The 20,418-nt window shown below is 63.1% G+C and carries 17 protein-coding genes; 3 read left to right on the top strand and 14 right to left on the bottom strand.

Translation table 11 applies throughout. The features are described 5' to 3' along the window. Nucleotides 1-37: 37 nt before the first annotated feature. The 13 genes from lpxA to rpsB all read right to left on the bottom strand — a co-directional run bounded on the left by lpxA (nucleotide 38) and on the right by rpsB (nucleotide 13,338). Complete coding sequence (gene lpxA, locus ACTJK4_RS15760; protein WP_232042723.1) at nucleotides 38-853, bottom strand: acyl-ACP--UDP-N-acetylglucosamine O-acyltransferase; 816 nt, start codon at nucleotides 851-853, stop codon at nucleotides 38-40. Continuing rightward, entirely contained in the window at nucleotides 850-1,353 is a 504-nt protein-coding gene (gene fabZ, locus ACTJK4_RS15755; protein ID WP_232042722.1) for a 3-hydroxyacyl-ACP dehydratase FabZ, read from the bottom strand. The genes lpxA and fabZ overlap by 4 nt, the downstream gene beginning before the upstream one ends. Continuing rightward, nucleotides 1,350-2,423, bottom strand: coding sequence for a UDP-3-O-(3-hydroxymyristoyl)glucosamine N-acyltransferase (gene lpxD, locus ACTJK4_RS15750; protein WP_322016644.1), 1,074 nt, complete (start codon nucleotides 2,421-2,423; stop codon nucleotides 1,350-1,352). Before lpxD ends, fabZ begins: the two co-directional genes overlap by 4 nt. Nucleotides 2,424-2,433: 10 nt before the next feature. Then, the gene (locus ACTJK4_RS15745; RefSeq protein WP_440818331.1) at nucleotides 2,434-2,985 is read right to left on the bottom strand and encodes an OmpH family outer membrane protein; all 552 of its coding nucleotides are present in this window, start codon (nucleotides 2,983-2,985) and stop codon (nucleotides 2,434-2,436) included. Next, nucleotides 2,985-5,282 (bottom strand): outer membrane protein assembly factor BamA, encoded by a 2,298-nt coding sequence (gene bamA, locus ACTJK4_RS15740; protein ID WP_232042719.1) that lies wholly within the window; start codon nucleotides 5,280-5,282, stop codon nucleotides 2,985-2,987. Before bamA ends, ACTJK4_RS15745 begins: the two co-directional genes overlap by 1 nt. 115 nt (nucleotides 5,283-5,397) lie before the next feature. Then, nucleotides 5,398-6,786 carry an RIP metalloprotease RseP gene (gene rseP / locus ACTJK4_RS15735; protein WP_232043000.1) on the bottom strand — a complete coding sequence of 463 codons (1,389 nt, stop codon included), beginning with the start codon at nucleotides 6,784-6,786 and terminating at the stop codon, nucleotides 5,398-5,400. Nucleotides 6,787-6,873: 87 nt separating this feature from the next. Continuing rightward, nucleotides 6,874-8,064, bottom strand: a complete 1,191-nt coding sequence (gene ispC / locus ACTJK4_RS15730; protein ID WP_232042718.1) for a 1-deoxy-D-xylulose-5-phosphate reductoisomerase — start codon at nucleotides 8,062-8,064, stop codon at nucleotides 6,874-6,876. An 11-nt stretch (nucleotides 8,065-8,075) separates the two neighbouring features. Beyond that, nucleotides 8,076-8,894 (bottom strand): phosphatidate cytidylyltransferase, encoded by an 819-nt coding sequence (locus tag ACTJK4_RS15725; protein WP_440818330.1) that lies wholly within the window; start codon nucleotides 8,892-8,894, stop codon nucleotides 8,076-8,078. A 3-nt stretch (nucleotides 8,895-8,897) separates the two neighbouring features. Next, the gene (uppS, locus tag ACTJK4_RS15720) at nucleotides 8,898-9,674 is read right to left on the bottom strand and encodes a polyprenyl diphosphate synthase (protein ID WP_316881217.1); all 777 of its coding nucleotides are present in this window, start codon (nucleotides 9,672-9,674) and stop codon (nucleotides 8,898-8,900) included. A gap of 52 nt (nucleotides 9,675-9,726) precedes the next feature. Then, nucleotides 9,727-10,287 (bottom strand): ribosome recycling factor, encoded by a 561-nt coding sequence (gene frr, locus ACTJK4_RS15715; protein ID WP_092970556.1) that lies wholly within the window; start codon nucleotides 10,285-10,287, stop codon nucleotides 9,727-9,729. Between the two features lie 176 nt (nucleotides 10,288-10,463). After that, complete coding sequence (gene pyrH / locus ACTJK4_RS15710) at nucleotides 10,464-11,174, bottom strand: UMP kinase (protein WP_009238238.1); 711 nt, start codon at nucleotides 11,172-11,174, stop codon at nucleotides 10,464-10,466. 291 nt (nucleotides 11,175-11,465) lie between these two features. Then, on the bottom strand, nucleotides 11,466-12,344 hold the full coding sequence (gene tsf / locus ACTJK4_RS15705; protein ID WP_024975795.1) for a translation elongation factor Ts: 879 nt from the start codon (nucleotides 12,342-12,344) through the stop codon (nucleotides 11,466-11,468). Between the two features lie 250 nt (nucleotides 12,345-12,594). Then, complete coding sequence (rpsB, locus tag ACTJK4_RS15700) at nucleotides 12,595-13,338, bottom strand: 30S ribosomal protein S2 (RefSeq protein WP_004626667.1); 744 nt, start codon at nucleotides 13,336-13,338, stop codon at nucleotides 12,595-12,597. Nucleotides 13,339-13,642: 304 nt separating this feature from the next. Between rpsB and map the strand changes: the two genes are divergently transcribed. From map to ACTJK4_RS15685, 3 genes are all read left to right on the top strand, one after another. Continuing rightward, the gene (gene map / locus ACTJK4_RS15695; RefSeq protein WP_260802539.1) at nucleotides 13,643-14,467 is read left to right on the top strand and encodes a type I methionyl aminopeptidase; all 825 of its coding nucleotides are present in this window, start codon (nucleotides 13,643-13,645) and stop codon (nucleotides 14,465-14,467) included. Between the two features lie 118 nt (nucleotides 14,468-14,585). Further along, nucleotides 14,586-17,174, top strand: coding sequence for a [protein-PII] uridylyltransferase (locus ACTJK4_RS15690; RefSeq protein WP_440818329.1), 2,589 nt, complete (start codon nucleotides 14,586-14,588; stop codon nucleotides 17,172-17,174). Next, nucleotides 17,158-19,179, top strand: a complete 2,022-nt coding sequence (locus tag ACTJK4_RS15685) for a pseudouridine synthase (RefSeq protein ID WP_440818327.1) — start codon at nucleotides 17,158-17,160, stop codon at nucleotides 19,177-19,179. Before ACTJK4_RS15690 ends, ACTJK4_RS15685 begins: the two co-directional genes overlap by 17 nt. 75 nt (nucleotides 19,180-19,254) lie before the next feature. Here ACTJK4_RS15685 and ACTJK4_RS15680 read toward each other — a convergent pair whose 3' ends face one another. Beyond that, a complete protein-coding gene (locus tag ACTJK4_RS15680) occupies nucleotides 19,255-20,376 on the bottom strand; it encodes an alpha/beta fold hydrolase (RefSeq protein WP_232042712.1) in 1,122 nt (373 codons plus the stop codon). Nucleotides 20,377-20,418 lie beyond the last annotated feature (42 nt).

Here is a 20,418-nt window from a genome sequence, read left to right as displayed (position 1 = left end):
ATGCGGCGCACCGGCGTGGTGTTCTGAGGCTGCTCGCTCAACGCACGATGCCGCGCTTGGTGGCGGCAATGAAATCAGCAAATGCGGTCAACACCTCGCGTGTGGGGGCGTCATCCGTCTGAGCGATCTGCGCGGCGATTTCCGTCTTGGCCTGATCAAAGCTCAGATCGCTCTTGTAGAGCAGCTTGTACGCCTGGCGCAGACCGGTGATCTGCTCGGCAGTAAAGCCGCGGCGGCGCAGGCCTTCCACATTGATGCCGTGAGGTGCGGCCTTGTTGCCGCCCTTGTCGCTGGCGGCAATCACGAACGGCGGTACATCTTGCACCAGCGCGGATGCGCCGCCCAGCATGGCATGCGCGCCGATGCGCACGAACTGGTGCACGCCCGACATGCCGCCGAGGATCGCCCAGTCGCCCACTTCCACGTGCCCCGCGATCTGCGCATTGCTCGAGAACACCGTGTGGTTGCCCACGCGGCAATCGTGCGCGATATGCACGTAGGCCATGATCCAGTTGTCGTCGCCGATGGAAGTGATACCGGCATCCTGCGCAGTGCCGGTATGGATCGTGGTGAACTCGCGGATGGTATTGCGATCGCCGACGATCAGCTGCGTCGGCTCATCGCGATACTTCATATCCTGTGGCCGGCCGCCCACCGATGCGAAGTGGCCGATGCTGTTGTCACGGCCCAGCGTCGTGTAGCCCTCGATCACCGTGTGGTGGCCGACGCGCGTGCCTGCACCCATCCGCACGTTCGGGCCCACGACCGTAAACGCTCCGATCTCGACGCTCGAATCGAGTTCGGCCTTCGGATCGATCTGCGCGGTCGGGTGGATCTTCTGTGCTTGCGTCATGCCTCGCCCTTGGACTTGTCTTCGCGCACGGCACACATGATTTCGGCTTCCACGGCGACTTCGCCGTCAACCTTGCCGTACACCTTGAACTTCCACATACCGCTCTTCGAGCGCAGCAGTTCTGCCGTCATCACAAGCTGGTCGCCCGGGATCACCTGCCGCTTGAAGCGCGCACCATCAATGCTCACGAACAGGTAGAGCTGATTTTCCTTGCGCTCGTGATCGGCCTCGCCGAAGGTCAGCAGCGCAGCGGTTTGCGCCAGCGCCTCAAGCATCAACACGCCTGGCATCACGGGGTGGCCAGGGAAGTGCCCGTTGAAGAACGGCTCGTTGAACGTCACGTTCTTGATCGCCGTAATCGACTTGCGCGGCTCCAGCGAGATCACGCGGTCAACCAGCAGCATCGGGTAGCGATGCGGCAGCAGGTCGAGAATCTTTTTGATATTGAAATCGCTGACGACGCCGGGGGTCGCGCTCGTCGCATTCGTTGCTTCGGTCATGATTGTTGCTGCAGGTCTTTGACCCGCTGTTCGAGTTGTTGCAACCGTTCGCGCATGCGCGTCAGGCCTCGGACGATGGCCGCGTTACGCTCCCAGTCGCCATGTGGCATAAATGGGAAAACGCTGGTGAAATGGCCACCGGGCTTGGTGATGGATTTGGTAATGGAGGTGCCGCCCGAGACGGTCACACGATCAGCAATGGTCAGGTGGCCGGCAAAATTGGCCGCGCCGCCGATGATGCAGTAGCGCCCGATCTTCGTGCTGCCCGAAATGGCAGCGCAGCCGGCGATCACGGTATAGGCACCCACGTGCACGTTGTGCGCGATCTGCACCTGGTTGTCGATCTTGCAGCCTTGCTCGACCACCGTATCGGCCATCGCACCGCGGTCGATGGCGGTGTTCGCGCCGATCTCCACGTCGTCGCCAATCACGGCCCGGCCGACCTGCGGAATCTTCACCCATTCGCCGCCCTGCGGACCGAAGTCGGGTGCAAAACCGAAGCCATCCGCGCCGATCACGACGCCGCTATGCACAATGCAGCGCGCACCGACCACGCAGCCGTGGTAGATCGACACGTTTGCGTAGAGCAACGTGTCATCGCCAATGCGGGCACCGGCGCCAACGAAACTGTTGCCGGCGATGCGCACACGCTCGCCGAGCACCGCGCCAGCTTCGATGGTCACGTTCGGGCCAATGGAGCACGACGCCGGCACCGTTGCGCCCTCTTCCACGCTGGCCGTCCGGTGAATGCCGGGCACAACGGGGCGCGCCGCCAGCGCAACAAAGCGCTGGGCGACACGAGCAAACGCAGCATAGGGGTTGGCAGCGATGAGCCAGTTCCGGCCAGCAGCGTGGCCCTGGCTTTCGAGCGTTTCCAGATCACGGGGCGACACGATGATCGCCCCCGCACCGGAACTCACAGCCTGATTGAGGTACAGCGGATTGGAAAGAAAAGCGAGCTGATCGGCGCCCGCTTGATCCAGCGGCGCGATCGACTTGACGATCAGGCCTGCGTCACCCTGGACGGTCGCGCCGAGCGACGCAGCAAGTTCACCAAGCGAAAACGACATGCGAACAACCTCATTTGGCCGATTGCGAATTCAGCGCCTTGAGCACTTCGTCCGTGATGTCGATGCGCGGGTTCACGTACACGGCTTCCTGCACGATCAGGTCGTACTTGCGCTGTTCAGCAATCGAGCGGATCACGCGGTTGGCGCGCTCGAGCACCTGGGCCAGCTCTTCATTGCGGCGCTGGTTCAGGTCTTCGCGGAATTCGCGTTGCTTGCGCTGGAAGTCACGATCCAGATCCGACAGTTCACGCTGACGGCGGGTGCGGTCGGAATCGGCCAGCACGGCCGATTCCTTGTCCAGCTTGTCGGACATGCCCTTGAGCTTGGCGGCCATGTCCTGCAGTTCGCGGTCGCGCTTGGCGAACTCGGTTTCCAGCTTGGCCTGTGCGGCCTTGGCGGGCTGGGAATCGCGCAAGATGCGCTCGGAATTGACAGCAGCGATGCGCGCTTCCTGCGCCGTGGCCGGCAGCGCGAAGCTGGCTGCGGCAAGTGCGGCGAAAGCAGCGGACACGCCCATGCGGGACAACGTGAGGCGCGTGGATTTCATGATGAATGCGGTCATTAGAATGCAGTCCCGATCTGGAACTGGAAGCGTTGCGTTTGATCTTCGGTCTTGCGCTTGATCGGGAAGCCCATGCTGATCTTGAGCGGGCCGATCGGCGACAGCCACGACAGACCGAAACCAGTCGAGTAGCGCATGTCGCCCAGCTTGTACGGCTGGCCTTCGGCGAACACGTTACCGTAGTCAAAGAACGTGAACAGGCGAACCGTGCGGTCCACGCCCGAACCCGGCAGCGGGAAAATGAATTCCACATTGCCAACGAACTTGCTGGCACCGCCGATGGCCACGCCATTGGCGTCGCGCGGGCCCAGCGTACTGGTTTCGTAACCGCGCACCGAACCGATACCGCCGGCGTAGTAGTTCTTGAAGACTGGGAAGTCCTTGCCGCCGTAACCGTGGCCGTACCCAATTTCGTTGTTGAACGCCATCGTGAACGACTTCGACAGCGGATAGAAATACTGGTGCTGATAGTACGCGCGGAAGTACTGCAGATCGCCGCCCGGAATACCGAACTCCAGGTTGGCCTGCTGATAGCGACCACGCGTCGGCACCAGAGCGCTGTCACGCTGATCCTTCGACCAGCCGATGGTGATCGGGAAGTTGTTGGTGATACGGCCGTTCTTCGCGACGTAGTTCTGGTAGGCCAGCGGCGTGTTGGCCGTCACGTCGATGGTCGTGCGCTCGTAGCCGATGCCGAAGAATACGGTGTCGGTTTCCGAGAACGGCACGCCGAACTTGACGTTGCCACCCTGTTGCACGACACGATAGTCCTGGTCACCCGTGTAGTACAGCGGGCGGTACGTGCGGTAGTACAGCTCGGTTGAACGGCTGATGCCATCCACCGTGAAGTACGGATCGAACTGCGTCACGGCAATGGTGCGGTTCGACTTGGACGTGTTCACATCCAGGCCCAGGCTCGTGCCCGAGCCGAACACGTTGTCCTGACGGATACCCGCCGACAGCACCAGCTTGTCGGTCGACGAGAAGCCCACGCCCAGGTTGATCTGGCCGGTCGGCTTTTCGGTCACATTGACGTTCACATCGACCTGGTCGGTCGTACCCGGCACGTCTTCCGTCGTGATGTTCGCATCGGTGAAATAGCCTGTGCGGTTCACGCGGTTCTGCGAAAGCTGCAGCTTCTCGCCGTCGAACCACGAGGCTTCCATCTGGCGCATTTCGCGGCGCACGACTTCGTCGCGGGTCTTGCTGTTGCCGACAACGTTCACGCGACGCACGTACACGCGGCGGCCCGGATCGACCACCAGCGTGAGCGCAACCGTGCGGTCTTTCTGGTTGATCTGCGGCTGCGGGTTGATGGTGGCAAAAGCGTAGCCGTACGTGCCCAGCAGATCGGTAATCGACTTGGTGGTCGACGACAGTTTGGCCGAAGAAAACACATCGCCCTGCTTGAGCTTGATGAGCTTCTCCATCTCGGCCTGCTTGCCCAGCAGCTCGCCGGTCAGCTTGATGTCCGATACCTTGTACTGCTCACCCTCGTGGATGTTCAGCGTCAGGTAGATGTCCTTCTTGTCGGGCGTAATCGACACCTGGGTCGACTCGATGGCGAATTCCAGGTAGCCGCGGTCCAGATAGAACGAGCGCAGCGCCTCCAGGTCAGCCGTGAGCTTCTGCTTGGAATACAGATCGTTCTTGGTGTACCACGACAGCCAGTTCGGCGTGGACAGCTGCATCTCGTCGCGCAGATCGCCTTCCTTGAAGGCCTTGTTGCCGACGATATTGATCTGGCGAATCTTGGCGGTCGGGCCTTCATCCACCGTGAACGTGATCGACACACGGTTGGCATCGACCGGCGTGACGGTGGTCGTCACCTCGGCCGCATAGTAGCCGCGCGAAACATACTGGCGCTTGATTTCCTGCTCGGCGCGGTCGATGAGCGACTTGTCGTAATAACGGGCCTCAGCCACGCCCACGCCGCGTAGCGTACGACGCAGCGCTTCCTTGTCGAACTCCTTGAAGCCGATGAACTCGAGCTGCGAGATCGCCGGACGCTCTTCCACGCGCACCACCAGCACGTTGCCTTCGGAGCGGATTTGGACGTCCTTGAAGAAGCCGGTGTTGTAGAGCGCGCGAATCGATTCGGCGCCCTTCTCGTCGGTGAAGGTCTCACCCACCTTCACGGGCAGATAGCCGAACACGGTGCCCGGCTCGACGCGCTGCACCCCCTCCACGCGAATGTCCTTGACGACGAACGGCTCCACTGCATGAGCCTGACCGGCAGTAACGGTCAGCACGGAAGCCGCCAGCACGCTGAGCGGGAAGCGATGTTGTCTGATCAATCTAATCCCCTAGTTGGATTCAATCGGAATCCACTTCTGAGTGTTTTCAAAACCCTGAGTTGCCCGCTCACGCCGGTGGCAACGATGCGGCTTACCGAACCCACTTGAATACGGTCTAGCCTCGAGTCAGAAACAACCGACTCAAATCGTTGTACAGGGCGAGCGAAGTGAGAAGCAGGATGCAGGCGACGCCGATCTTCTGAAGGACTGTTTGCCAGGATTCCGGCACGGGTCGGCCAGTCAAAAATTCCACGCAATAATACAGCAAATGCCCCCCATCCAATACCGGAACGGGCAATAAGTTCAGTACGCCGAGACTCACGCTGATCAACGCGAGAAAGCTCACAAACGTCTGCCAGCCAAGGCTTGCCGCCTTGCCCGCAAAGTCAGCCACCGTGATCGGTCCACTCAGGTTTTGCAGCGACGCCTGGCCAACGATCATCTTGCCCAGCACCTGCAGCGACAGCACCGAAGTCCGCCAGACCTCGCTCACGGCATGGCCCAGGGCGGCGACCGGCTCATCCCGGATCATCGCCGTTTCCACCTTCTGGTTGAGCTGCGCGCCGAGCTTGCCGATCTTCGGGCCAGTGGGGTTCTTGGGATCGGTGTCTGCATCGGGCCGAACCGGCAACGTCATGGGCTGATCGTTGCGCAGGATATCGATCGACGCGTTCTGCTCCGGCATGGCGCGGATCTGGCGGATGAGGTCCATCGCCTGATCGGCCGGCTGGCCTGCGAAGCGAACTATCTGGTCACCCGCCCGCAACCCGGCGCGCGCCGCGGCACTGCCGGGCAGTACGTCGACGATGGTGACGGGACCGCCAAGCAGGCGCAAACCAATCTGGTCAATCACGTCGGCCTGCGGCGTACGGGCGGCACTCGGCAAGCCCTGCAGGCGGACGGTACGCTCGACTCCGTCAGTGCCGCGCACTTGCACAAGCGCGTCGCGCCCTGCGATGCCAGCCGAATACAAGCGCATGCGGACATCGCTCCAGCTGCGCACGGGCGCAGGTGTTTCATCGTCCGTACCGATGGCGATCACCCGGTCCCTGGCACGCAGGTCGGCCTGAGCGGCAATGCTGCCCGGCGGCGGCGCGCCGAGGATAGGCAACGGCTCGATTGCTCCGACCCATGCCAGCACCGCATAGAGCGCAATTGCCAGCAAGAAATTGGCGATCGGGCCAGCCGCAACGATGGCGAATCGCTTGTAGACCGGCTGATGATCGAAGGTACGCGGGAGATCTTCGGGGAGGATGGGCGGGTCTTTCTCCGCATCCCGGGAACCCTCGCCCAGCATCTTGACGTAGCCGCCCAGCGGAATGGCGCAGATCGTCCATTCGGTGTGGTCGGGCCCACGGCCGACACGGCGGAACAGCACCTTGCCAAAGCCAACGGAAAACCGGAGCACTTTCACGCCGCACATACGCGCGACGCTGTAGTGGCCCAGCTCGTGAATGACGATCAGTACCGCGATCGCAAAGACAAACGCTAAAACGGTCTGCAAAACCTTCTCCGGATGCACTGAAGGGCACGTGCGGGGCTGGCCCCGCGCGAAGCCGCTATGTTACCCGCTTGCTCTGACGGGGCGCTTTCACGCGGCCGGCAGTTGCGCGCATACGGTCGCGATATAGCGTGCGGCTTGCTGACGTGCTTCGGCGTCGGCCGCAAAAACGGTGTCGAGCGAGTCGGCGGGCACGATGGAAGTGCGCGCGAGCGTATCGTCTACCACGGCAGCAATCTCTGTGAACCGGATGCGGCGCTGCAAGAATGCTTCAACAGCCACCTCGTTGGCCGCGTTCAGTGCAGCAGGCGCCGTACCACCGGCGCGCAATGCGTCAAAAGCCAGCGCCAGGCACGGGAAACGACGCAGGTCCGGCGCCTCGAACGTCAGCGCGCCCGTGGTGACGAGATCGAGCAGCGGAACACCGGCTTCGATGCGCTCGGGATACGCCAACCCGTAGGCAATCGGCGTGCGCATGTCGGGATTGCCGAGCTGTGCCAGCACCGAGCCATCGTCGTAGCCGACCATCGAATGGATGACACTCTGCGGATGGATCAGGACTTCGAGATGCTCGACCGGCACACCAAACAGCCAGTGCGCCTCGATCACCTCCAGCCCCTTGTTCATCATGGTGGCGGAATCGACAGAGATCTTGCGGCCCATCACCCAGTTCGGATGCGCGCAAGCCTGGTCTGGCGTGACATCCGCAAGAGAATCCACCGCGCGCGTGCGGAACGGACCACCCGATGCTGTCAGCACGATGCGCGACACACCACGCGCGAACTGCGGAACTTGCTGCGGCAAGCATTGGAAGATGGCGTTGTGCTCGCTGTCGATCGGGAGCACGGTGGCGCCATGCTGACGCACGGCATCCATGAAGAGCGCGCCGGACATCACCAGCGCCTCCTTGTTGGCAAGCAGCACGCGCTTGCCGGCGTGCACGGCGGCAAGCGTCGGGCGCAAACCTGCCGCGCCAACGATGGCCGCCATCACGGCATCGCAGTCGGGGTGGGCGGCCGCCTCTTCCAACGCTTCAGTGCCAGAACGGATTTCGATGCCGGCAGCATCTGCGCCCAGTTGGTCTCGCAATGCATCCACTGCTGCTGCCGAACCGAGCACCGCCATCTTCGGGCGGAACTCGCGGCAGAGCACCGCGAGCTTGTCGGCCTGCGCATTGGCGGTCAGCGCAAAAACGCTGTACTTGTCGGGATGACGGCGCACCACGTCGAGCGTGCTGTCGCCAATGGAGCCAGTGGCGCCAAGAACGGTCAAACGCATCATGTTCGGACGCCTCAGGAAATCAGCAGCGCAGCCAGCGGAAACACCGGCAGCAACGCGTCGATACGATCGAGCACGCCGCCGTGGCCGGGTAACAGACGGCTGCTGTCTTTCATGCCGACTTGACGCTTGAGCAGGGACTCAAACAAATCACCACCGACGCTCGCGGCTACCAGCAAGATGGTCAGTCCAAGGGCGGCGACCGCGCCGCGCTGGTCGAACTCGTGAGAGAACCACGTCGGGGCAAACCAATGCGTAATGCCAGCCACGGCGGCAATCACCACAACCAGCACGGCACCGCCGATTGCACCTTCCCACGATTTGCCGGGGCTGATGGTCGGAGCAAGCTTGCGGCGACCAATGGCCTTGCCGACAAAATAGGCCCCCACATCGGCCGCCCACACGAGCAACGCCACCGAGAGCAAAAAGGCGACACCGTGCGTGCGCAATTCAACGGCGCCATGCACGAACGCCGGCAGCATCACCAAGCCCAATAGCGTGAACACGACGCGACGCGTGCCATGCAATTCGCGCACGCCGCCCGCGAGCAGCCCCCAGGCGATCACCCACGCGATCACCGCACCATGGAACAGCGGCTGCACATCACCCCGAACCGGAATGTCATGCCAGGCGATCGTCAGCATGACGACAAGGACCGCATAGAGAACCGGCCCCCACCAGCCCGGCAGGCGCACGAGACGCCCCCACTCCCACGCGGCGAGGGCTGCAAACACCGTCACGAGCCCGGCCAGTCCGGCGGGCGGCGCGAAAAACAGAATGGGCAGGATGACAATCAGCAGGCAGACAGCGGTAATGACGCGAGTCAGCAGCATGTGTCAGGCTCCGGCAGATAGCGCGGGGGGAACATCGGGCTCGAGCTGCGCGCTGGTACGGCCGAAGCGGCGCTCACGGTTGCGATACCACGCAAAGGCGCGATCGAGTTCTGCGGCATCGAAGTCGGGCCAGTAGCGATCGGTGAAATACAGCTCGGAATAGGCAAGCTGCCACAACAGGAAGTTGCTGATGCGCTGCTCGCCACCGGTACGGATGAAGAGATCCGGCTCCGGCGCGTAAGACAGCGCCATGTACGGCGCAAGCATCTCTTCCGTGATGGCATCGGGCGCAATGCCGGGCTGCGCCGCCAGCAAGGCGCGCATGGCCTGCAGGATGTCCCAGCGCCCGCCGTAGTTGGCGAGGATCGTGACGGTCAAACCGGGGTTGGCAGCCGTCTTGGCCTCAGCTTCGCGAATCAAAAGCTGGATGCGCGGGCTGAACGCAGACAGATCGCCCACCACGCGCAGGCGGATGCCGTTGTCGTGCAGCTTGCTCACTTCGCGGCGCAGCGCCGTCATGAACAGCTTCATGAGGAAGGTGACTTCCTCGGCAGGACGACGCCAGTTTTCGGAGCTGAAGGCAAACAGCGTCAGGTAACCGACACCACGGCGTGCCGCCGCTTCAACGGTTGCTCGGACGGCGTCGAGGCCGCGGCTATGCCCGGCCACGCGCGGCAGGCGCCGTTCGGTGGCCCAGCGGCCGTTACCATCCATGATGACGGCAACGTGACGCGGCGTATCGGCGGTGTCGGGCACCGCCAGTGTGGAACTGATATGCATGAATCGGGCTTCCCACCGCATGCGCCCAATGCGCCGGCGGCGGGAGACGGCCTTACACCGTCATGATTTCCTTGTCTTTCTCGGCGACCAGCTTGTCGATCTCGGCGACGAACTTGTCGGTCAGCTTCTGAACGTCGTCTCCGCCGCGACGCTCGTCATCTTCGGAGATGGCCTTGTCCTTCACCAGCTTCTTGAGCTGTTCGTTGGCATCGCGACGCAGGTTGCGCACGGCGACCTTGGCATCTTCGCCCTCGCCCTTCACAACCTTGGTCAGCTCCTTGCGGCGCTCTTCGGTCAGTGCGGGGGTCGGCACGCGAATGATGTCACCCATGGTGGCGGGGTTCAGGCCAAGGTCCGCTTCACGGATGGCCTTTTCGACGGCTTGCACCATCTTCTTTTCCCACGGCTGCACGCCGATCGTGCGTGCGTCCACCAGCGTCACGTTGGCAACCTGGCTGATCGGCACCATCGAGCCGTAGTAGTCGACCTGCACGTGATCGAGCAGACCGGTGTGGGCACGGCCAGTACGGATCTTGGCCAGATCCGTCTTCAGAGCCTCGATCGACTTCTGCATCTTCTGCTCGGCATTCTTTTTGACATCGGCGACGCTCATACTTCCTCCGAACGATAACGGCGGTCTGCCGAACTTGTGCCCCGGAAAACGACACAGGGCACCGGCAAGACCAAAAAGACAATAGGCGATTTTACATGGAAGCCGCTCGCCAACGCCATTTACGCTGGGTCAGCGAACGGTAAAAAAGGTGCCCGCAACCAGGCTTGCCGCCAGCTTTAGACGTGCACCAGCGTGCCTTCGTCTTCACCCAGGATCACACGCTTGAGCGCGCCCGGCTTCTGAATCGAGAACACTTTGATCGGCAGCTTCTGGTCGCGGCACAGCGCAAAAGCGGTCGCATCCATCACCTGCAGGTTGCGCGAGATAGCCTCGTCGAACGTGATGGTGGTGTAGCGGGTAGCGCTCGGATCCTTCTTCGGATCAGCGGTGTAGACGCCGTCCACCTTGGTGGCCTTGAGGACAATCTCGGCGCCGATTTCCGAGCCGCGCAGCGCGGCCGCGGTGTCGGTCGTGAAGAACGGATTGCCGGTGCCGGCCGCGAAAATCACGATCTTCCCCTCCTCCAACTGGCGGATCGCCCGGGGACGGATGTACGGCTCGACTACTTGGTCCAGGCGCAGCGCCGATTGCACGCGACCTTCGAGGTTGGCGTGGCGCATGGCGTCCTGCAGGGCCAGCGCGTTCATCATGGTGGCCAGCATGCCCATGTAGTCGGCCGTGGCGCGGTCCATGCCGGCAGCTCCGCCCGCAACACCGCGGAAAATGTTGCCACCGCCGATCACCACTGCCACTTGCACGCCCAGCTTCACGATTTCAGCGATGTCGTTGACCATCCCCTCGATGGTGCTGCGGTTGATGCCAAAGGCATCGTCGCCCATCAGGGCTTCGCCGGAAAGTTTGAGTAGAACGCGCTTATAGGCAGGCATGGAGATCCTCGTGACGATTCCTGGTACGGGAAACAGGAAAGGGGAAATGACGCTGCGGATATGACAACGATGGGCAAAGCGGGGACTTCGCACATCCCGCAACCTTCTTGCGCGGAAGCCGTCAGGAAATCCCCCAACGATGCCCGCGCAAGCAGGCTGCACCTGCAAACAGGGCACCTTTCGGTGCCCTGTTTGTTCGGCATTATACGGCTGCGCCGATGGTGGAAACGACGCCTCCCGGCCTGCGCCGGACGGCGAATCGCCGCACCATTGGAGACGGCCGTCGCAGCATTACGCCTGTTGCTTGGCAGCGGCCACCTGGGCAGCCACTTCAGCAGCGAAGTCGTCCTGCTTCTTCTCGATACCCTCGCCCACCACGTACAGCGTGAAAGCCTTCACGGTCGTGTTGGCTGCCTTGAGCATCTGCTCAACGGTTTGCTTGTCGTTCTTCACGAACGGCTGGTTCAGCAGCGAGACTTCCTTCAGGTACTTCTGCACGCTGCCTTCCACCATCTTGGCAACGATTTCCGCCGGCTTGCCCGATTCCGCCGCCTTCTGCTCAGCAACGCTGCGCTCCTTGGCGACCAGCTCGGCCGGCACGTCGTCAGCAGACAGCGACACGGGCTTCATGGCGGCAGCCTGCATTGCTGCGTCCTTGGCCGCCACTTCGTTACCCTCGAATGCCACCATCACGCCAATGCGGGTGCCGTGCAGATACGAAGTCAGCTGGGTTCCTTCGAAACGCTGGAAGCGGCGGATCGTCATGTTTTCGCCGATCTTGCCGATCAGGCGGGTACGCACGGCTTCAACCGTCTCGTCGCCGATCGACAGGGCCGACAGGGCCGCCACGTCAGCCGGGTTCTTCTGAGCGATCAGCTTGGCAACATCGTTGGTGAAGGCCAGGAAATCGTCGTTCTTCGAGACGAAATCGGTTTCGCAGTTCACTTCGACCAGGGCGCCCGTAGTGCCCTCGACGAACGCGGCGACCACGCCTTCAGCGGTGACGCGGCTCGAAGCCTTGCCGGCCTTGTTGCCCAGCTTCACGCGCAGGATCTCTTCGGCCTTCTCCAGGTTGCCTTCGGCTTCGGTCAGGGCCTTCTTGCACTCCATCATCGGCGCGTCGGTCTTCGCGCGCAGCTCTGCAACCATGCTTGCGGTAATTGCCGCCATTCTCATGCTCCTTGTTTCAGATCGTCGTCCGGTCGCAAGCGGATTCTTCGCTTCGCGCCGGCCTGTCGTCCGGTTTCCATCCGGCCGCCCCCACGAAATACGACGCGCGCGGGGCATCCGAATGACAAATTTCAAAAAAAAGGGGCGTTTGTTACGCGCCCCTGTCTGGCCTTAGGCCCGATGCTTTGCACCGGGTGCGGCCTGGCACGCGTCCCGCGCAATCAAGCCGCGGGCGCACGCCTTCTTGTCTTTAGCCTTCTTGGACTTCGACGAAGTCGTCACCACCGCGAGCGGCTTCAACCACTTCCTGGACCGCGTTGGCACGGCCTTCCAGGATCGCGTCGGCCACGCCGCGCACGTACAGTGCAACAGCCTTGCTCGAGTCGTCGTTACCCGGGATGACGTAGTCGATGCCTTCCGGCGAGTGGTTCGTGTCCACCACGCCGATCACCGGAATACCCAGCTTCGCAGCTTCGGTCACGGCAATCTTGTGATAACCAACGTCCACCACGAAGATGGCGTCCGGAATGCCGCCCATGTCCTTGATGCCGCCAATGGACTTCACCAGCTTGTCCATTTCGCGCTCGAACATCAGCGCTTCCTTCTTGCTCATGGTTTCGGTCGCGCCGGCTTCCTTGGCGACTTCCATGTCCTTCAGGCGCTTGATCGAGGTCTTGACCGTCTTGAAGTTGGTCAGCATGCCGCCGAGCCAGCGGCTGTCGACAAACGGCATACCTGCGCGAGCAGCTTCCTCAGCCAGGATCTCGCGCGATTGACGCTTCGTGCCGACGAACAGGATGGTGCCCCGGTTGGCTGCCAGTTGGCGCACGTACTTCAGTGCGTCCTGGTACATCGGCAGCGTCTTTTCCAGGTTGATGATGTGAATCTTGTTGCGATGGCCGAAGATGAAGGGGGCCATCTTGGGGTTCCAGAAGCGGGTCTGGTGGCCAAAGTGGACACCGGCTTCCAGCATTTCGCGCATGGTCACGGACATGAAATTCTCCAGTCGGGTTAGGTCTAAAGCCGCCTCAGACATCTTTCGCATGCGATACGAAAAACACCCGCGGTGAAGCGGCTCGCGATTTCAAGCGCCACCGGCCACACGGCCAGTGACTGCTTAGCCAGCGATTATAGCGGCAAAAACCCAATCGACTCAAGACCTTCCAAGCATTCGCAACGAACAGGCTGAGGGCGGCGCCCAGCGCCCGAAAACACCGGCCGGGGCGCTTTGGTGCGATAATTCACACTTTAGCCACGACGCGGCGCTTCGCGCGCCTGCGTGCAGAAAGAGTCACAGCATGGCCGTTACCATTCACACCGCCGAAGACATTGCGCACATGCGCGTAGCCTGCCGGCTTGCGTCCGAAGTTTTGGACTACATCACCCCGTTCGTCGTGCCCGGCGTGACCACGGGCAAGCTGGACCAACTTTGCCATGCCTACATGCGTGACGTGCAAGGCACCGTGCCGGCACCGCTGAACTATGCGCCGCCGGGCTATCCGCCATTCCCGGCATCGATCTGCACGTCGGTCAACGATGTGATTTGCCACGGCATTCCGGGCGACAAGGTGCTCAAGAGCGGCGACATCGTCAACCTCGACATCACGGTCATCACCAAGGAAGGCTATTACGGCGATACGAGCCGCACCTTCGTTGTTGGCGAAGGATCGATTCTGGCCAAACGCCTGACGCAGGTGACGTTCGAATGCATGTGGAAGGGCATCGCCGCGGTGCGCCCGGGCGCACGCTTGGGCGACATCGGCCACGTGATCCAGCAACATGCTGAAGCCGCCGGCTATAGCGTGGTGCGCGAATATTGCGGCCACGGCATCGGCAAGAAATTCCACGAAGATCCGCAGATCCTGCACTACGGCCGCCCTGGCACGGGGATGGAGCTGAAGGCGGGCATGATCTTCACGATCGAACCGATGATTAACGCGGGCAAGCGCGACATCCGCACGATGCCTGACCAGTGGACCGTCAAGACGCGCGACCGCAGCCTGTCGGCGCAGTGGGAACATACGCTTCTGGTGACGGAAACCGGCCACGAAGTGCTGACCGTGTCGGCATTGACGCCCCCGGCACCGGAATTCGTACACGAAGGCGCGCCGGCCACGGCCTGATCCTCGCGGGCGAGCCGCACCGTCAGCGGCAGCACCGTCACGCTGATCTCGCCTCGCACCGGCTCAACTCTTGCAGCGACCGGCTCGTTCCGGTCGCTGTTTCATTCACGCTCCGCTCATGCCCTCCGCTGCCGCCGCCCCTGCCGAAGACGCCCATCCGCGCGACGCCCTGAAAGCTGAGCGCGCGCACCTGTTCGCGCAGTTCGACCAGCACGCCAATGTTCAGCAGCTCGTGACCAAGCTGGCGCGCGCGGTCGACCGTGCGCTCGTACGGCTCTGGCAGGAAGAGCAGATGCCTGGCGACTGTGCGCTGATTGCCGTGGGCGGCTACGGGCGCGGCGAGCTGTTTCCGCATTCCGATGTGGACATCCTCCTGTTGCTGCCGGGCACCGCAGACAAGGCATTGGAGGCCCGGCTGGAGGCCTTCATCGGCCGTTGTTGGGACATGGGATTGGACATCGGCTCGTCGGTGCGCACGGTCGACGAATGCATCAGTGAGGCCGCACAAGACGTAACGGTACGCACGTCCTTGCTGGAAGCGCGCCTGCTGACCGGCGACGAAGGCTTGTACCGCACGTTTGAGACGCACTATCAAGGCCACCTCGACGCGGCAGATTTCTTCCAGTCGAAACTGCTGGAAATGCGCCAGCGGCATGCCAAGTACCAGGACACGCCCTATTCGCTTGAACCGAACTGCAAGGAAAGCCCCGGCGGCCTGCGCGATCTGCAGGTGATTCTGTGGATGACGCGCGCAGCCGGCTTCGGTTCGAGCTGGAACGAGCTGCTGGCTAACGGTCTGCTCACGCGCCGTGAAGCGCAGGAACTGGTCAGCAATGAGCGCCTGCTCAAAACCGTACGGGCGCGCCTGCACCTGCTTGCCGGGCGTCGGCAGGACGTGTTGGTGTTCGACCTGCAGACACAACTGGCCGAATCGTTCGGCTACCGCCCGACCACCGCCAAGCGCGCGAGCGAACAACTCATGCGCCGCTATTACTGGGTCGCCAAGGCCGTTACGCAGCTCAATACCGTGGTGCTGCAGAACATCGAAGCGAAGCTGTTCCCGAGCGAGCTGGGTATCACGCGCAAGATCAACGATCGTTTTGTCGAGCGGCAAGGCATGCTCGAAATTGCCGACGCCGATCTCTACCAGCGCGAGCCGACGGCCATTCTTGAAACGTTCCTGCTGTACGAGCAGACGCGAGGTATCAAGGGATTGGCAGCCAGCACGATGCGCGCGCTCTACAACGCGCGGACGTTGATGGATGCCAAGTGGCGCAAGGATCCGGCCAATCGCGCGCTGTTCCTGTCGATCCTGCAACAGCCGCAGGGCATCACACACGCGCTGCGCCTGATGAACCAGACCAGCGTGCTCGGCCGCTACCTGGTCAACTTCCGCCGCATCGTCGGGCAGATGCAGCACGACCTGTTTCACGTCTACACGGTCGATCAGCACATCCTGATGGTGGTGCGCAACATCCGCCGCTTCGCCATCGTCGAGCACACGCACGAGTTCCCGTTCTGCAGCCAGTTGATGGCGAACTTCGACAAGCCGTGGGTGTTGACCGTGGCGGCGCTCTTCCATGACATTGCGAAAGGACGCGGCGGTGACCACTCCGTGCTCGGCATGTCCGACGCGCGGCGCTTTTGCAAGGAACATGGCATCGCCAAGGAAGACGCCGACCTGATCGTCTGGCTGGTCGAACACCATCTGACCATGAGCCAGGTCGCGCAGAAGCAGGACCTGGGCGACCCGGACGTCATCCGTCAATTTGCCGATCTGGTCTGCACTGAGCGTCGTTTGACCGCGCTGTATCTGCTGACCGTTGCCGACATCCGTGGCACCAGCCCGAAGGTGTGGAACGCTTGGAAGGGCAAGCTGCTGGAAGATCTGTATCGCATGACGCTGCGCGTGCTGGGCGGCGCCACCACGGACCCGCACGCCGTGCTCGAAGGCCGCAAGGAAGAAGCGCGCGCACTGCTGCGTCTGGCCGCGCTGGACGACACTGCGCACGAAGCCCTGTGGAAGCAGCTCGACGTGGGCGTGTTCCTGCGTCACGACGCGCGCGACATTGCCTGGTTCACGCGGCACTTCTACAACCGCGTCGACACGACGATCCCGATCGTGCGTGCACGCACTTCACCGGCGGGCGTCGGCCTGCAGGTGGCGGTGTATTCGCCGGACCGGCCCGATCTTTTCGCACGCATCTGCGGCTACTTCGAGCGCAAGAGCCTGACGATTCTGGACGCGAAGATCCACACTACCAAACACGGCTACGCGCTCGACACCTTCCAGGTGGCCGACCCCAGCAGCGGCCTGGTAGAACCCGGGCATTACCGCGACATCATCACGCTGGTCGAGCACGAGCTGGCCGAGCAGATCTCGCGCGAAACCGCCCTGCCCGAGCCGCCGCGTGGGCGCATCTCGCGCCAGTCGCGCAGCTTCCCGATCAAGCCGCGCGTCGACCTGCGTGCGGACGAGCGCGGCCAGTATTACCTGCTCTCCATTTCTGCCACGGACCGCACCGGTCTGCTCTACGCCATTGCCCGCGTGCTCGCGCACCGTCGCGTGTCGGTGCACACCGCGCGTATCAACACGCTCGGCGAGCGCGTGGAAGACATCTTCCTGGTCGATGGCACTCGCCTGACCCAGGACAACAAACTGCAGCTCGAGCTTGAAAGCGAGCTGCTTGATGCGCTCGCCATCTGAGCGCCAGCCTTACCGGTCTAGATTCATGACTACCGATTCCGATGATTTCCCCGGCGACGACGACAAGCGCGGCGCCAGCGACCCGACTCAGCGCGCTACCCGCCCGGGCAAGCGCGCCACGCTCGGCGTGCGCCGCGACGACGAAGGCAATGCCGTACGTTCCACGGGCAAGCCGCTGCGCTCGTCTGACCTGAACCGCGAGCGCCAGCCGCTGCGTCCATCGCAGCGCCGCCCCAAGCCGGAAGAAGGCGCCGGTAAGCCGCCGCGCCCCGCACGTCCTCCGCGCCGCGACGACGACGGCCAGACGCGCGACGCCAAGCCGCGCCGCGCGCAAGGCGATCGCCCACCGCGACGCTTTGATGACGAGCGTCCTCCGCGTCGATTCAATGACGAGCAACGCCCGCCCCGTCGCGCTGACGATGAGCGACCTCCGCGCCGCTTCGAAGATCGGCCGCCTCGCCGCTTCGACGACGAACGTCCGCCGCGTCGTTTCGACAACGACCGCCCTCCCCGACGTTTCGACGATGACCGTCCGCCGCGCCGGTTCAACGACGATCAGCGCCCGCCCCGTCGTTTCGATGAAGAACGCCCGCGCCGCTATGGCGACGATCACCGCGCGCCGCGCCGTGACGGCGATCAACGTCCTCCACGACGCTTTGACGATGAGCGCCCGCCACGCCGGTTCAATGACGAACAGCGTCCACCGCGTCGGTTCGACGACGAGCGTCCTCCACGCCGGTTTGAGGATCGCCCGCCGCGTCGCTTTGACGAGGACCGGCCCCCGCGCCGGTTCGATGACGAGCGGCCGCCGCGCCGGTTCAGCGACGACCAACGTCCGCCCCGTCGCTTCGATGACGAACGTCCGCGTCGCTACGGCGACGATCAACGCGCGCCTCGCCGTGATGGTGACCAACGTCCTCCGCGACGCTTTGACGACGAGCGCCCGCCCCGCCGGTACGGTGACGACCAACGCCCGCCGCGCCGATTCGACGATGAACAACGGTCACCGCGGCGCTATGGCGACGATCAGCGCGCGCCTCGTCGTGATGGCGACCAACGCCCGCCGCGTCGTTTCGATGACGAACGCCCGCCGCGTCGTTTTGACAATGATCGTCCGCCGCGCCGCTTCGAAGATCGTCCGGCCCGTCCGCAACGGCCCGAGCGCGAGCGTGAGGAACGCGCTCCGCGTCACGCCGAGGAGCAGGCACCGCGCCCGGCGCAGCAAACCGAATCGAGCGGGTTGGTCCGCCTGTCCAAGCGCATGTCCGAACTGGGTCTGTGCTCGCGCCGCGAGGCTGATGAATGGATTCCGCGCGGCTGGGTTCTGGTGGACGGCGAGCCCGTCACCGAACTGGGGTCGCGCGTCAAGCCGGATGCGATGATCGAGATCCATCAGTCGGCGCGCTCCGAGCAAGGCGAGCGCGTGACCGTGCTGATGCACAAGCCGGTCGGCTACGTGTCGGGCCAGGCAGAAGACGGCTATCAGCCTGCCGTTTCGCTATTCGTGCCGGAAAACCAGTGGGAAGGCGACCCCACGCGCAAGCGCTTCGCGCCCTGGCAGCGTCGGGCGTTGGCGCCGGCTGGCCGACTGGATATCGATTCCACCGGCTTGCTGGTGTTGACGCAGGACGGCCGCGTGGCACGCCACCTGATCGGCGAGGATTCGACGGTCGAGAAGGAATACCTGGTGCGCGTGGTGTGGGATTCGCCGAACGGCCTGGTTGAGCGCGATATCTCCAAGGTTTTCCCGGAAGAGTTGATGGAGAAGCTGCGCTTTGGCCTGTCGCTCGACGGCGAAGAACTGAAGCCCGCGAAGGTGAGCTGGCAGAACGAAGAGCAGTTGCGTTTCGTGCTGCGCGAAGGCAAGAAACGCCAGATCCGCCGCATGTGCGAACAGGTGGGACTGGAGGTGGTGGGCCTCAAGCGCATCCGCATGGGCAGCATTGTGCTGGGCGACCTGCCGGTCGGTCAGTGGCGCTTCCTGGGGCCGTTCGAGAAGTTCTGAGGCTGCCTCTGCCACAAAGAAAAAACCGGCCAGCGCGCAATGCGCTGACCGGTTTTTTTATGCCTGCCGTCTAGGTCACAGACGCGGAGCCTGGCAGGCTGCCCCCGTGGTGTTGGCCGATGCGGGCATGCCAAACACCGCTTGCGCACCGCAACGCGAGCCGAACATCTTCGCCTGGTCGTGGCCCACGCCAACCACTTCGTGCGCTTGGTGGTTGATGCGCCTGCGCCCCGCCATATGCCGCTCGTAGCGCCAGTAGTTGCGTGCGCGATCCAGGCGTGTCGGGCCCTCCGCCTCGGCACCGCAGAGCTTGTCGAGCACGCGGTGGTTCGGGTCGTTGTCGCTGGTGCCGGCGAGGTAGGTCACGTGGCGCTGTGCATATCGGTTGAACAGCTGCCGGCCAGTCTTGCCGGCTGCATACGGGACCATATCGACCATGCCGTACTTGTAGTGATCGTAGTCCGGGCAGACGCGGGTGCTGTAACGCGCGAAGCCCTTGCCACGCGGACGCTCCGGAGTGAAATACAGATACGACGACGGATTGGCGACCACGTATTGCAGATCGATGCCGCGCTTGCGAATGGCTTCGTCCACGTTGTTGAGCACGGCGTAGCGCTGCACGATCTGGCCGCCGCCCGAGTGACCTGCCACCGTAACACGCTTGACGTTAGGTGCACGCGCCGGGTCAGTCACGTACCCGATCAGGTCATCAAGCACCTTGAGCGAGCTCAGATCGGTGTACGGTGCATTGGTGGCGTTGAAGCCGCCGATCCAGCCATCCACCGACCAGACCGGCATGCCGTCGAAACCCTTGCCCTCATCGGGCGTGCCAGGAAAGTTCGGGGCAATCAAAAGGACTTCGTCGGGGTTGCGGCCGCTGGCCTGAAGCAGATCGGCGCCCGCGGTGTAGTAATCGTTGCCGTTGCGCTGCAGACCGTGCTGCACGAATACGACTTCGCGGATGCTGCTCAGATCACCATCGAGCGGATGGTTGGCGTAGACGGGAAAATCATAGGCCCCGGCATCCGTGCCCAGATGCACGCGTTGCCAGACCGGGCCCTGAGGCTTCTGGTCAACCGGTGCGGCCGCCGTCGTTTCAGGTGCCTGCGGCCCCGCGCACGCTGCCAACCCCAGCATCGCCGTCATGGCGACCCCAAGCGCCAGCCCGCGCCAGCCCCTCAAACCATCGCGCTTCATATCGTCTCCGTTGTGGATGAAACATGCGCCCACCCGCCCCCG

The sequence above is a fragment of the Ralstonia sp. 22111 genome, assembly GCF_052045895.1.
In the GTDB taxonomy this organism is placed as follows: Bacteria; Pseudomonadota; Gammaproteobacteria; order Burkholderiales; family Burkholderiaceae; genus Ralstonia; species Ralstonia wenshanensis.
The sequence above is the reverse complement of the archived record's forward strand: the minus strand, read 5'-3'. Positions and strand labels throughout refer to the sequence as shown.

Bases quoted from the DNA above. Each gene is read 5' to 3' on its own strand.
- ACTJK4_RS15745 (WP_440818331.1), bottom strand. From the start codon at position 2,985: ATGACCGCATTCATCATGAAATCCACGCGCCTCACGTTGTCCCGCATG.
- tsf (WP_024975795.1), bottom strand. From the start codon at position 12,344: ATGGCGGCAATTACCGCAAGCATGGTTGCAGAGCTGCGCGCGAAGACC.
- pyrH (WP_009238238.1), bottom strand. From the start codon at position 11,174: ATGCCTGCCTATAAGCGCGTTCTACTCAAACTTTCCGGCGAAGCCCTG.
- lpxA (WP_232042723.1), bottom strand. From the start codon at position 853: ATGACGCAAGCACAGAAGATCCACCCGACCGCGCAGATCGATCCGAAG.
- uppS (WP_316881217.1), bottom strand. From the start codon at position 9,674: ATGCATATCAGTTCCACACTGGCGGTGCCCGACACCGCCGATACGCCG.
- ispC (WP_232042718.1), bottom strand. From the start codon at position 8,064: ATGATGCGTTTGACCGTTCTTGGCGCCACTGGCTCCATTGGCGACAGC.
- map (WP_260802539.1), top strand. From the start codon at position 13,643: ATGGCCGTTACCATTCACACCGCCGAAGACATTGCGCACATGCGCGTA.
- ACTJK4_RS15690 (WP_440818329.1), top strand. From the start codon at position 14,586: ATGCCCTCCGCTGCCGCCGCCCCTGCCGAAGACGCCCATCCGCGCGAC.
- fabZ (WP_232042722.1), bottom strand. From the start codon at position 1,353: ATGACCGAAGCAACGAATGCGACGAGCGCGACCCCCGGCGTCGTCAGC.
- frr (WP_092970556.1), bottom strand. From the start codon at position 10,287: ATGAGCGTCGCCGATGTCAAAAAGAATGCCGAGCAGAAGATGCAGAAG.
- ACTJK4_RS15680 (WP_232042712.1), bottom strand. From the start codon at position 20,376: ATGAAGCGCGATGGTTTGAGGGGCTGGCGCGGGCTGGCGCTTGGGGTC.
- ACTJK4_RS15685 (WP_440818327.1), top strand. From the start codon at position 17,158: ATGCGCTCGCCATCTGAGCGCCAGCCTTACCGGTCTAGATTCATGACT.
- rpsB (WP_004626667.1), bottom strand. From the start codon at position 13,338: ATGTCCGTGACCATGCGCGAAATGCTGGAAGCCGGTGTCCACTTTGGC.
- lpxD (WP_322016644.1), bottom strand. From the start codon at position 2,423: ATGTCGTTTTCGCTTGGTGAACTTGCTGCGTCGCTCGGCGCGACCGTC.
- ACTJK4_RS15725 (WP_440818330.1), bottom strand. From the start codon at position 8,894: ATGCTGCTGACTCGCGTCATTACCGCTGTCTGCCTGCTGATTGTCATC.